The following is a 12,445-nucleotide window of genomic DNA, read 5'->3' on the forward strand; positions in this document are numbered from 1 at the left end:
TCTCAGGCCAGCAACTCCCCCGCTACCTTCGCTCTGACGGCCTTGCCCGCCAGTTGCTCGACCAGCGTCAGCGCAAACGCAAGCGCGGCGCCGGAGCCCTGGGCGGTGATGCAATTGCCGTCGACCACCACCGGTTGATCGACAAAGGTACAACCGGACAATTGATGGCTGGCTGTGGGCAGGCAGGTCATCCGGCGTTGACGTAATACACCGAAGCTTTGCAGCGCAACCGCCGGGGCTTCGGCGATGGCGGCGAACAGGCGTCCGGCACTGGCCTGGTCCTTGAGCAATTGTTGCAAGGGCTGGTGCGCGGCAAGGTGTTGTGCGCCGACCGCTCCGCCGGGCAGGACGATCAGGTCGAAGGTCTGGGCCAGCACATCAATGAGCATGCCGTCGGCGGTCAGCCGTGTGCCTCGGGCGCAGGTCAGCATGCGCCGGCCCTCAATGCTGGCCGCTACCACTTCGACGCCGGCCCGGCGCAGCACGTCGATCAGGGTCACGCTTTGCAGATCATCGATGCCCTCGGCGAGGGTAATCAGGGCTCTAAAGGTCATGGGCGCTTTCCGCTGGGTGATCTTTAAAGCGTAGTCAGCTTTGCCCTGCCCTGTTCGCGGCAGCCGTTACTTGATGTAAAGCTGGGTCGACATCGTGTTGCGCGGGGCGTTGATCGATGTATTGCTGAAGGTAAAGGTGCCTTCCTGACGGGCCGCCAGATCGAAGGTATACAGCGAGCCGACGGTTTTGCTGCCGGGCGTGCACTCGGTCAGATTGCCGTTATCAAAGGCACACACCGGGCTTCGCGTGCCGTTCACTTCAAAGCCGTCCAGTGCCGCTTGCGGCTGGCTCTGGCCATAGCCGATTTCCAGCACATAAACCTTGATGCCCGGCGCGCTGTGATCGCAGCGGGTCTGCACCTGACCATCGGTAATGTCTTCGAGCCCGCAGGACGCCGACTGAACCTTGATGACTTTCACCTCGCTCAATGGCGGTGCCGACGCCGCGAGTGCCGCCGGTACACCGGCCAGCAGCAAGGCCATCAGTCCAGCGGTCTTCATCCAACCCTTGCTCATGCGATCCATCCCCGAAAAAACAGCGCGCAGTATGGCGTACTTGGCCGTGGTGCAAAACTTCGCCGACGATCGATACCAACATCCGCCATATTCCTCACGCTGCTGGTATGATGCGCGGCTTTTTCCGGCCCACCACAATTTTCCAGGCGCTTGCGACGGTCTGTGCTTTGCTGTTGAGGTCGATACATTCACGGCGCCACGCGCGCCCCGGGGAGCAGACATGCTGGAAAGGCTGTTTCAACTCAAGGCACACAACACCAACGTGCGGACCGAGATTCTGGCGGGCGTCACGACCTTCCTGGCCATGGCCTACATTCTGTTCGTCAACCCGAGCATCCTCGGCGAGACCGGCATGGACAAGGGCGCGGTGTTCGTCGCCACGTGTCTGGCAGCCGCCATCGGCTCCACGGTCATGGGTCTGATCGCCAACTACCCGATCGCCCTCGCACCCGGCATGGGCCTGAACGCCTTCTTTACCTACACCGTCGTGCTGCACATGGGCCACACCTGGCAGGTAGCGCTGGGCGCGGTGTTCATTTCGGCCGTGTGCTTCTTCCTGCTGTCGATCTTCCGCATCCGTGAATGGATCATCAACAGCATTCCGCTGCCGCTGCGTTCGGCGATTGCTGCCGGTATCGGTCTGTTCCTGGCACTGATCGCTCTGCACAACGCCGGTATCGTGGTCAGCAACCCGGCGACCATGGTTGGTCTCGGTGATCTGAAGCAACCGGCACCGATCCTGGCGACTCTCGGTTTCGCCCTGATCGTTGCCCTTGAAGCCCTGAAAGTGCGCGGCGCGGTGCTGATCGGCATCCTCGCAGTGACCATTGTCTCGATCGTGATGGGCTTCACCCCGTTCGGCGGCGTGACGTCGATGCCACCTTCGCTGGCCCCGACCTTCCTGCAACTGGACATCAAAGGCGCGCTGGACATCGGGCTGGTCAGCGTGATCTTCGCCTTCCTGTTCGTCGACCTGTTCGACAACTCCGGCACCCTGATCGGCGTCGCCAAGCGCGCCGGCCTGATGGGCAAGGACGGCCACATGCCGAAAATGGGCCGTGCGCTGATCGCCGACAGCACCGCGGCCATGGCCGGTTCGCTGCTGGGCACATCGACTACCACCAGCTACATCGAATCCGCTGCGGGCGTCAGTGCCGGGGGCCGCACCGGCCTGACCGCCGTCGTCGTTGCGATTCTGTTCCTGCTGGCGTTGTTCTTCTCGCCACTGGCATCGAGTGTTCCGGCCTTCGCTACCGCGCCGGCACTGCTGTTCGTCGCCGTACTGATGACTTCGGGCCTGTCGGAAATAGACTGGGAAGACATCACTGTCGCCGCGCCGGTCGTGGTCACCGCCCTGGCGATGCCATTCACCTATTCCATCGCCAACGGCATCGCCTTCGGCTTCATCGCCTGGACAGCGATCAAACTGCTGTCCGGCCGCGCCCGTGAGCTGAACCCGGCGCTGGTGATCCTGTCGATTCTGTTCGTGATCAAGCTGGGTTGGTTCAACGCATGACTTTTGATTCCCAGGCCTACGCCGCACAACTCGAAGACAAGGTCACGCGCCTGCGTGACCTGCTGGCCCCGTTCGATGCACCGGAGCCAACGGTGTTCGACTCGCCGCTGCAGAACTTCCGCCTGCGCGCTGAATTCCGCCTGTGGCGCGAGGCCGGTGAACGGCATTACGCGATGTTCTCCCAGGACGACAAACGCACGCCGATCCTGATCGAAGAGTTCCCGATCGCCAGCCTGCGCATCAACCAGCTGATGCCGCAATTGAAAGCGGCCTGGCAAGCCAGCGCGGCGCTGAGCCACAAGCTGTTTCAGGTGGAGTTTCTGACCACCCTGGCCGGCGACGCGATGATCACCCTGTGCTATCACCGTCCGCTGGATGAGCACTGGCACGCGGCGGCCACCCAGCTGTCGGCGGATCTGGGCGTCAGCATAATTGGCCGCTCCAAGGGCAAACGCGAAGTGCTCGGCCTCGATTACGTGGTCGAGAAGCTCGACGTCGGCGGCCGCACGTTCAGCTATCGTCAGCCGGAAGGCGCGTTCACCCAGCCCAACGGCACCGTGAACCAGAAGATGCTCAACTGGGCATACGAAGCACTGGGCGATCGCAGCGACGATCTGCTGGAGCTGTACTGCGGCAACGGCAACTTCACCCTGCCACTGGCAACCCGCGTGCGCAAAGTGCTGGCCACCGAAATCAGCAAGACCTCAGTCAATGCCGCACTGAGCAACCTGGCCGAAAACGCTGTGGATAACGTCACCCTGGTACGTCTGTCCGCCGAAGAGCTGACCGAAGCCCTGAACGAAGTTCGCCCGTTCCGCCGCCTGCACGGCATCGACCTGAAAAGCTACGAATTCGGCAGCGTGTTCGTCGACCCGCCACGGGCCGGCATGGACCCGGACACCTGCGAGCTGACCCGTCGCTTCGACAATATCCTGTACATCTCCTGCAACCCGGAGACTCTGGCGGCCAACATCGCCCAACTGCACGACACGCACCGCATCACCCGCTGTGCGTTGTTCGACCAGTTCCCGTGGACCCACCACATGGAATCCGGCGTGTTGCTGACTCGCCGTTGACGGCAGATGCCAGAGACAAGAAAGCCGTCCTGACCGACGGCTTTTTTGTGCCTGTTCATGACGCAGGATCAATCTTGCGCGGGCGCCCACCCTTCCTGCCGTTGGCCCGGGCAGCTTCAGCTTTCGCAGTGCTGCTCTGGCGACCGTTGCGCGAAGCGATCACCGAGGCGGCCATGGCCATCAAGGGCTGACTGGCCGAGATCATGCCGGCGATGGAAACCTGCAGGTCCTTGCCGTCGTGGCAGAGCGCGGTGCCGGCAAAGCCGACGTTCAACCCGTTGAAGTCTTCAGGTTCGAAATCATCGAACTCCCGGTAGAGATTCACCGGCAGCAATACGCCGCTGTCGTCCTCGAAGTGAATCACCAGGCATGGTTTCTGAAAGGCCACCGACACGGCTTGCAAGCTGCTGCGGCGACGCAGCCCTCCCCGCTCAACAGCTTCATCGAGGCGCTTTTCCGTTACCGGTCGATCAGCATGCAAACCGGCTTTTACTGTTTTCATAGTTCGATCTCCACACCTTCCTGAGCACCAACCAGGGCCAGCAGGGTTTTGTTTTCTTCCGGTTCGTAATATGCCGATCCGATTCTGAAGGTCGCTCCGGTGACTTCGCGCATGACCGCCACTTCGTTCGAGTCCCCGTCCCACCATTGGTTATCGAGACAGGCAGTCTGCAGACGAGTCCACCAAATTCGACGGGCCCGCCGCAGATGAACAGTTTCACGCAGCGATTGGCGCAGCCCCTCAAGCACTGCAATCGGTGGCCGACGCGACAGGGGCACCACATCCCATAACTCCACGCCGTTGTGCCAGAAGCTGAATTTGAAACGGGCACTCCATGCACCTGAATCTACGTGCGCATGGGGCGGACAATGTTCGTCTCGCAACATGATCACCACCGACAATCCCTTGTAACTGCACACTTTCATGCTAACCCATCCGTTAGGTTAAAGAGTTTCGAAAACTGCCATTCCCTGACAATTCCGACCATCGGCATTGCTGCCTTCAATGGTCATTACGTTTTCGAGCCTAGTGCGGGATTCAGGAAAGCCCTGGGCAACATGGTAAGCAGTTCTTTCGCAGCGCCCGCGCATTTGCTACATACGAAGACTCATTCCCCGGTGTACTCAATCATGCAGCGACACTTTGACGATCTTCAGCTGGGCAGCATCGAGTTGTTTTGCCTGGCTGCCGAGTGCGGCAGCTTCACCGGCGCGGCGCAGGCGGCTTCGGTAACGCCGGCAGCGGTGAGCCGCTCGGTGTCACGCATGGAGGAACGCCTGGGTGTACGCCTGTTTGCACGCACCACCCGCAGCGTGAAACTGACCGACAGCGGCCGACGTTACTACGAAGAATGCAGCCAGGCGCTGGCGCAACTGGTCGAGGCGCAACGGGAAGTCATGGGCCAGCAGCAGGAACCGTCCGGCACCTTGCGTATCAGTATTCCCACGACTTACGCCCATCATCGGATCCTGCCGCTACTGCCCGCGTTTCGTGCGCGCTTCCCACAGGTGAAGGTCGACATGCACATCAGCAATCGCAACATCGACTTCGTCGGCGAGGGCTACGACATGGCGATCCGCGTGCGAGCGATTCCCGATTCCGGCCTGATCGCCCGGCATCTGGAAGATGCGGCGCTGGTGATGGTCGCCAGCCCCGACTACCTCAAACGCGCCGGCACGCCGCAGACCCTCGAAGACCTCGAACAGCACGAATGCATTCAATACGAACTGCCCAGCAGCGGGCGGCGGATCACCTGGCTGTTTTACGATGAAGAGACACCACGGGAAATCCTCGCCGAGGGCAATTTCTGCTGCTCCGATGACGTGCTAGGTGGCGTGACCCTGGCCAAACATGGCGCCGGGTTGTTCCAGACCTATCGCTTCATTGTCGAAAAGGAACTGGCCGACGGCTCGCTGGTGGAAGTGCTCAAACCCTACAGCGGACGCTCGCGACCGTTCACGTTGCTGTACCCGCAAAATCGCCACATGCCTTTGCGTGTCAGGGCTTTCATCGATTTTCTGGTCGAGCAGTTGCCGCAGTGAATTGCACCAGTGTTCGATCACCGCACACAAAACCAGGCCGTCGATGCAGAGCAATTGATTAAAGTAACCATCTAGTACAATTTAACTCCACAAGCCGAAACCCTCGGCCCAAGCCAAAAACAATAAGTGGAGTTTGCCCCCATGCCCCCTATCGTTCTGGTGCTCAACGGCCCGAACCTGAACCTGCTCGGCACCCGTGAACCGGCCACGTACGGTCACGAAACCCTGGCCGACATCTCTGCCCTGTGCGGGCGCGCCGCCGAAGAATTCGGCCTGGCCGTGGAGTTTCGCCAGACCAACCACGAAGGCGAACTGCTCGACTGGATTCACGGCGCCCGCCAGCGTTGCGCCGGCATCGTGATCAATCCGGCTGCCTGGACGCACACCTCGGTAGCGATCCGCGACGCCCTGGTCGCCAGCGAATTGCCGGTGATCGAAGTCCACCTGTCCAACGTCCACGCCCGCGAGCCGTTCCGTCACCACTCGTTCGTCTCGGCCATCGCCACGGCCGTGATGTGCGGCTTCGGCAGCCACGGTTATCGCCTGGCCCTGGAACATTTCCACCAGCGGTTGAAGGGGTGATCCGCATGAACCACAACAACGTGATACTCGCCGGGCTGATCGGCGCCGGCATCCAGGCTTCCCGTACTCCGGCGCTGCATGAACATGAAGGCGACGAACAGGGACTGCGTTACCTGTACCGGCTGATCGATCTCGATCAACTGCAACTGGACAGCAGCGCCCTGCCCGACCTGCTGCTGGCCGCCGAGCGAATGAACTACACCGGCCTGAACATCACCTTTCCGTGCAAGCAGGCAATTATTCCGCTGCTCGATGAGCTCTCACCCGAAGCCCGGGGCATCGGCGCCGTGAACACGGTGGTGCTGAAGGACGGCAAACGCGTCGGCCACAACACCGATTGTCTGGGTTTCGCCGAAGGATTTCGTCGCGGGCTGCCAGACGTTGCCCGCGAACGTGTGGTCCAGATGGGCGCCGGTGGTGCAGGCGCGGCGGTGGCCCACGCCTTATTGAGCGAAGGCGTACAGCAACTGAGCATTTTTGATGTGGATGTCGAACGGGCCGAGAGCCTGGCGAACAACCTCAATCAACATTTCGATGCGGGCCGGGCCGTGGCCGGACACGATCTGTCGAGCGCGTTGAGTCATGCCGATGGCCTGGTGAACACCACGCCGATGGGCATGGCCAAATTGCCGGGCATGCCCGTGCCGGCCGCATTGCTGCGTCCAGAATTGTGGGTGGCGGAGATCGTGTATTTCCCGCTGGAAACCGAACTGCTGCGCAACGCCCGCGCCCTGGGTTGCCGAACCCTGGATGGCGGCAATATGGCGGTGTTTCAGGCAGTGAAGGCGTTTGAGCTGTTCAGCGGCAAAGTGCCGGATGCGCAGCGAATGCTCGCGCATTTTCAAAGCATGAACGGATAAACCCTGAGGGGGCGACGCCCCCTCGACTTCGGTCACGCCTGCAAGTAACGCAGCACCGACTCGCAAATCATCTCGCGATGACGCTGCTTGATGGTTTCATCCGGCAGGTCGATCTGAAAGATCTCACCGAACGTGTGGCGGTTGGATACGCGATAGAAACAGAACGAACTGATCAGCAGATGCACGTCCAGCGCGTCGAGCCCGGCACGGAACACACCTTCAGCGGCACCGCGCGCCAGGATCTCGCCCAGCGAATCGAGGATCGTGTTGTTCATCGCCTTGATCGCGTCGGAACGCTTCACGTACTCGGCGTTATGTATGTTTTCGATGCAGACGATGCGCACGAAATCGACGTTGCGGTCGTGGTGATCGAAGGTGAACTCCACCAGACGGCGGATCGCCTCCACCGGAGGCAGTTCGGCCAGGTGCAAACGGTTTTCGGTGCTGCGGATATCGCCGTAGAGCTTTTCCAGAACCTCGACGTACAACTGCTCCTTGCTGCCGAAGTAGTAATAGATCATGCGCTTGGAGGTGTGAATGCGCTCGGCGATCGCGTCGACACGAGCACCGGACAGACCCTGCTGGACGAACTCGACGATCGCCTCCTGCAGGATATTCTCGCGGGTCTTTTCCGGGTTGTTCTTGCGACTCTTGCGCGGCTCAACCGCGGGTAGAACGGGGGCTGCGGAAAGTTCTGAAGTCATTGTCATTGCGGGCTCACGGCCATCACTGCACAGGCTGGCGATTATGGGCCGCGCGGCACAGTGAAGGAAGCCGCGCGGCCCGTGTTTAATCCCGCGTTTACGAATTTCCTACAACTTCGCCTGGCGAACGGCACCACTGCGTGCTTTGGCCATCGCAGCCAGCCGCACCGCGACGTTGGCCGCGCCATAACCGGCATAACCGTTCTTGCGCTGGATGATCTCGAAGAAGAAACGCCCCTCGAACGGCTCGGTGTAGACGTGGAACAACTCGCCACCTTGTGCATCGCGGTCGTACAGCACGTTGTAGTACGCCAGCTCGCTGAGGAATTCGTCGTCGAAATCGAAGCGCGCCGCGAGGTCATCGTAGTAGTTGAGCGGGATATCCAGCAGCGGCACGCCCGCTTCTTTCGCCCGGCTGACCTCGGCGAAGATATCGTCACAATCGAAGGCAATGTGATGCACCCCGGAACCGCGATAACTCGACAGCGCGTGTGAGATCGCGGTGTTGCGGTTCTCGGAAATGTTCAGCGGCAGACGGATCGAACTGTCGCGACTACGCAGCGCGCGACTCTTCACCAGACCGTACGGATCCGGCAGCACCACCTCGTCATCGGCCTCGAAATCCAGCAGGCTCTTGTAGAACAGCACCCAGCTGTCGAGGCTGTCTGCCGGCAGCGCCATGGCCATGTGATCGATGCGTTTGAGACCGCCGCGAGCCACAGCATCCGGCAGAAGATTGAAATCGGTGCCGTAGACATCCGCCTCTTCATCCACCAGATAAATCAGACTGCCATCCGGCGCCCGCACCGCTGCCAACTCCAGTTCATTGGGGCCGACCAGCCCGCGATACGGCTGACCTTTATAGGCGACGGCACGGGCCAGCGCACTGGCACTGTCCTTGACCCGTACGGCAGTGGCGCACAGCGACGGGCCGTGGGCTTCGAAAAAGCTGTGGCCGAACGAATAGGGTTCAGAGTTGAGGATCAGGTTGATATCGCCCTGACGCAACAGGCTGACGCTCTTGGAGCGATGCTGGCCGGCCTTGACGAAACCCAGCCGTTCCAGCCAGTTCGACAGCTTGGCGCCCAGGCTTTCATCCACGGCGAACTCAAGAAACTCGATGCCGTTGTATTCGCTGGCCTTCGGCGTTTCGAAGAGGATGTCGCGGTTATCCACAGGGCGGATTTCCTGCTCCAGACGCTGGCGGGTTTTCTCCTCCAGGTACAGCAGCGAACGCAGACCGTCGGCCGCATTGGCCCGAGGCGGTGCGGCGCGGAAGCCGTCATTGAAGATTTCCAGCGACAGCGGTCCGGTGTAGCCGCTCTGGATAATCGGCGCGAGGAAGCCCGGCAGATCGAATTCGCCCTGCCCCGGGAAGCAGCGGAAATGCCGGCTCCACTCCAGCACATCCATCGCCAGGATCGGCGCGTCAGCCATCTGCACGAAGAAGATCTTGTCGCCGGGAATCTCGGCAATCGCCCGTGGATCGCCCTTGAGCGACAGGGTGTGGAAGCTGTCGAGCAACACGCCGAGGGCCGGGTGATCGGCCTGACGCACGATGTCCCAGACCTGTTGATACGTGTTCACATGGCGGCCCCAGGCCAGCGCTTCATAACCGATGCGCAAGCCACGGGCGCCGGCGCGCTCAGCCAGCAGGCGCAGGTCATCAATCAGGATCTGCTGGTCGCCGACACTGTCTGGCGAGGCATTGCTGCAGACCAGCACCAGGTCGGTGCCCAGTTCCTGCATCAGGTCAAACTTGCGCTCGGCCCGCTCCAGGTTGCGCTCCAGACGATCGCGGCGGCAGCCTTCGAAATCGCGGAACGGCTGGAACAGGGTGATGGCAATCCCGAGGTCGGCGCACATCTGCCTGATTTCCCGGGGACTGCCGTCGTAATACAGAAGGTCGTTCTCGAAAATCTCCACCCCGTCGAACCCGGCGGCGGCAATGGCTTCGAGCTTTTCCGGCAGGGTTCCGCTCAAGGAAACGGTGGCAATGGATCGCTGCATGATTCAACTCCCGGTGGAGACGTCGGCTACGGGGATTGCGCCGCTTTTATAAGATGAGCGAATTATTGGTCCCGGTTTTTCATTGAGCAATTTAAACTGTACTACCCGGTTAGTTTTGCGTGCGATTATCGAACACAATGCCGGTTTGGCGAATTGACGATTTTTCGTCCACTGCCCAACATCCCTTTCACCTTGAGTCCGGAACTGAACCACCGGTCGCAGCGTGCACAAAAAAAGCACACCAAATAACAAATCCAAAAACGGGTGGAACACATGATTCCTTCACAGACTTCCCGCATGGCTCCGGCCATGAGCACTGCCACGGGTGGCATCGGCGACAAGATCCGCGGCGCCATGGCCGTCGGCAAGACCCGTTGGGGCATGCTGGCGCTGGTGTTTTTCGCCACCACCCTCAATTACATCGACCGCGCCGCCCTCGGCGTCATGCAGCCAATCCTCGCCAAGGAAATGAGCTGGACGGCGATGGACTACGCCAACATCAACTTCTGGTTTCAGGTCGGCTACGCGATCGGTTTCGTGCTGCAAGGGCGGCTGATCGACCGGGTCGGCGTCAAACGCGTGTTCTTCTGCGCGGTGCTGCTCTGGAGCCTGGCCACCGGCGCCCACGGTCTGGCGACCTCGGCGGTGGGCTTCATGGTCTGCCGATTCATCCTCGGCCTGACTGAAGCGGCCAACTACCCGGCCTGCGTGAAGACCACGCGCCTGTGGTTCCCGGCCGGCGAGCGCGCCGTGGCCACCGGCATCTTCAACGCTGGCACCAACGTCGGCGCGATGTTCACCCCGATGCTGCTGCCGTTGATTCTTCACGTATGGGGCTGGCAAGCCGCGTTCCTGTGCATGTCGGCACTGGGCGGGATCTGGCTGCTGTTCTGGGGTCTTAAGTATTTCAACCCGGAAGATCACCCCAGCGTCAAACAGTCGGAACTGGACTACATCCAGAAAGAAGTCGAACCGGAGCAGGCCCGCGTACCGTTCTCGAAAATCCTGCGGATGCGCGGCACCTGGGCCTTCGCCCTTGCCTACTCGCTGACTGCGCCGGTGTTCTGGTTCTACCTGTACTGGCTGCCGCCGTTTCTCAATCAGCAATACAACCTGGGCATCAACGTTACCCAGATGGGCATTCCGCTGATCATCATCTACGTCACCGCCGACTTCGGCAGCGTGGGCGGCGGGATTCTGTCTTCGTTCCTGATCGGTCGCGGCATGAACTCGATCAAGGCGCGGCTGCTGTCGATGTTCCTGTTCGCCTGCTGCATCATCGGCGTGGTCATGGCCGCCGGCTCCGCCAACCTGTGGATCGCCGTCGCCGCCATCTCCCTGGCCATCGGCGCGCACCAGGCCTGGACCGCCAACATCTGGAGCCTGGTGATGGACTACACGCCCAAGCACATGATGAGCACGGTGTTCGGTTTCGGCGGCATGTGCGCAGCGATCGGCGGGATGTTCATGACCCAGATCGTCGGCCACATCCTGACCGTCACCAACAACAACTACACCGTGCTGTTCACCCTGATTCCGGCGATGTACTTCATCGCACTGACCTGGATGTACTTCATGGCACCGCGCAAGATTCCTACCATCACCGAATAACCTTCCTGCACCGACCGGCCTGATTTCAGGCCGGTCACGTCTTCAGCGCCGGCTCTGCTGCCACGCTGCCGCCAGTCCGCTGCAACAGATCACCGCAATCCCGATCACTGTCATCAGGGTCGGCGTGTGAGCAAACAGCAACCAGCCCAGCAACCCTGCAAACACAATCTGGCAATAACCGAACGGCGCCAGCAACGCCGGTGCGGCATGGCGGAATGCCTGGGTCAGAAACAGGTGCGCGGTCATCCCGCAACTGCCCAGCGCCAGCATCAACAACGCATGTCCCAAACTGGGCACCTGCCAGAAGAACGGCACCAGCGCACTCATCACCAGCGTGTTGCACAACCCGGCGAAAAAATTGCTGGTGGTCGGGCTGTCGACCTCGCTGAGCTTGCGGGTCAGCAACTGATAGAAGCAGAAAAACAGCGCCGAACAGAACGGCAAGAGAATCGCCGGGGTGAACAGGTCACCGCCCGGATGGACGATGATCAGCACACCGATGAACCCGCACACCACCGCGATCCACTGACCGCGCGTCACCCGCTCCTTGAGCAACGGCACCGACAACGCCGTCACCAGCACCGGCGCAAGAAAGTTGACCGCCGTGGCCTCGGCCAGCGGGATGTACAGCAACGCAGTGGTGAAAAACAGGCTGGTGCCCAACAGGCACAACGCCCGCGCCAACTGCCACAACGGACGCTTGGTGCGCAGCACGCGCAACCCGGACTGCGGCAGGAAAATCCCCGCCATCAGCAGCGTGTGCACCAGATACCGCGCCCACACCACCATCACGATCGGATAAAAACCCGAGAGGTATTTCGACAGCGCGTCGTGACTGGAGAACAGGAAGGTTGCCACGACAATCAGCAAGATCCCCTTGAAGGGTTGGTTGACGCCGGAAAGCGGAGTGCTGACGGTCATGGGCTCTCTCTGAATGAAAAATAAACGGTGACGAGGACGCGTGCGCCTCGCC

At 60.9% G+C, this 12,445-nt stretch carries 13 protein-coding genes; 6 read left to right on the top strand and 7 right to left on the bottom strand.

Translation table 11 applies throughout. The features are described 5' to 3' along the window. Window positions 1-2: 2 nt before the first annotated feature. Both NE357_RS24925 and NE357_RS24930 read right to left on the bottom strand, forming a co-directional pair. The gene (locus NE357_RS24925; protein WP_169432009.1) at window positions 3-554 is read right to left on the bottom strand and encodes a DJ-1 family glyoxalase III; all 552 of its coding nucleotides are present in this window, start codon (window positions 552-554) and stop codon (window positions 3-5) included. A 66-nt stretch (window positions 555-620) separates the two neighbouring features. Next, complete coding sequence (locus tag NE357_RS24930; protein ID WP_169432010.1) at window positions 621-1,070, bottom strand: DUF4879 domain-containing protein; 450 nt, start codon at window positions 1,068-1,070, stop codon at window positions 621-623. 220 nt (window positions 1,071-1,290) lie between these two features. Here NE357_RS24930 and NE357_RS24935 point away from each other — a divergent pair, with 220 nt between their 5' ends. Then, window positions 1,291-2,586, top strand: coding sequence for an NCS2 family permease (locus NE357_RS24935; protein WP_169432011.1), 1,296 nt, complete (start codon window positions 1,291-1,293; stop codon window positions 2,584-2,586). Then, on the top strand, window positions 2,583-3,662 hold the full coding sequence (trmA, locus tag NE357_RS24940) for a tRNA (uridine(54)-C5)-methyltransferase TrmA (protein WP_169432012.1): 1,080 nt from the start codon (window positions 2,583-2,585) through the stop codon (window positions 3,660-3,662). Before NE357_RS24935 ends, trmA begins: the two co-directional genes overlap by 4 nt. A 55-nt stretch (window positions 3,663-3,717) precedes the next feature. Here trmA and NE357_RS24945 read toward each other — a convergent pair whose 3' ends face one another. Both NE357_RS24945 and NE357_RS24950 read right to left on the bottom strand, forming a co-directional pair. Beyond that, a complete protein-coding gene (locus NE357_RS24945; protein ID WP_169432013.1) occupies window positions 3,718-4,164 on the bottom strand; it encodes a hypothetical protein in 447 nt (148 codons plus the stop codon). Further along, window positions 4,161-4,589: a hypothetical protein gene (locus tag NE357_RS24950; RefSeq protein ID WP_039771768.1), complete on the bottom strand. Its 429-nt coding sequence runs from the start codon at window positions 4,587-4,589 to the stop codon at window positions 4,161-4,163. The genes NE357_RS24945 and NE357_RS24950 overlap by 4 nt, the downstream gene beginning before the upstream one ends. A 204-nt stretch (window positions 4,590-4,793) precedes the next feature. Here NE357_RS24950 and NE357_RS24955 point away from each other — a divergent pair, with 204 nt between their 5' ends. The 3 genes from NE357_RS24955 (at window position 4,794) to NE357_RS24965 (ending at window position 7,147) form a co-directional block, all read left to right on the top strand. After that, a complete protein-coding gene (locus tag NE357_RS24955; RefSeq protein WP_169432014.1) occupies window positions 4,794-5,705 on the top strand; it encodes a LysR family transcriptional regulator in 912 nt (303 codons plus the stop codon). Window positions 5,706-5,846: 141 nt separating this feature from the next. Continuing rightward, a complete protein-coding gene (gene aroQ, locus NE357_RS24960; RefSeq protein ID WP_169432015.1) occupies window positions 5,847-6,287 on the top strand; it encodes a type II 3-dehydroquinate dehydratase in 441 nt (146 codons plus the stop codon). A gap of 5 nt (window positions 6,288-6,292) precedes the next feature. Further along, entirely contained in the window at window positions 6,293-7,147 is an 855-nt protein-coding gene (locus NE357_RS24965) for a shikimate dehydrogenase (RefSeq protein ID WP_169432016.1), read from the top strand. 32 nt (window positions 7,148-7,179) lie between these two features. Here the strand turns inward: NE357_RS24965 and NE357_RS24970 are convergent, their stop codons facing one another. After that, window positions 7,180-7,857: a TetR family transcriptional regulator gene (locus NE357_RS24970; protein WP_169432017.1), complete on the bottom strand. Its 678-nt coding sequence runs from the start codon at window positions 7,855-7,857 to the stop codon at window positions 7,180-7,182. A 102-nt stretch (window positions 7,858-7,959) separates the two neighbouring features. Beyond that, window positions 7,960-9,861 (bottom strand): 3-dehydroshikimate dehydratase QuiC, encoded by a 1,902-nt coding sequence (quiC, locus tag NE357_RS24975; protein ID WP_169432018.1) that lies wholly within the window; start codon window positions 9,859-9,861, stop codon window positions 7,960-7,962. A gap of 273 nt (window positions 9,862-10,134) precedes the next feature. Between quiC and NE357_RS24980 the strand changes: the two genes are divergently transcribed. Further along, on the top strand, window positions 10,135-11,472 hold the full coding sequence (locus NE357_RS24980) for an MFS transporter (protein ID WP_169432019.1): 1,338 nt from the start codon (window positions 10,135-10,137) through the stop codon (window positions 11,470-11,472). A gap of 42 nt (window positions 11,473-11,514) precedes the next feature. Here NE357_RS24980 and NE357_RS24985 read toward each other — a convergent pair whose 3' ends face one another. Beyond that, window positions 11,515-12,393: a DMT family transporter gene (locus NE357_RS24985; RefSeq protein ID WP_169432020.1), complete on the bottom strand. Its 879-nt coding sequence runs from the start codon at window positions 12,391-12,393 to the stop codon at window positions 11,515-11,517. Window positions 12,394-12,445: the final 52 nt, after the last annotated feature.

Source organism: Pseudomonas sp. G7(2022), assembly GCF_052660475.1.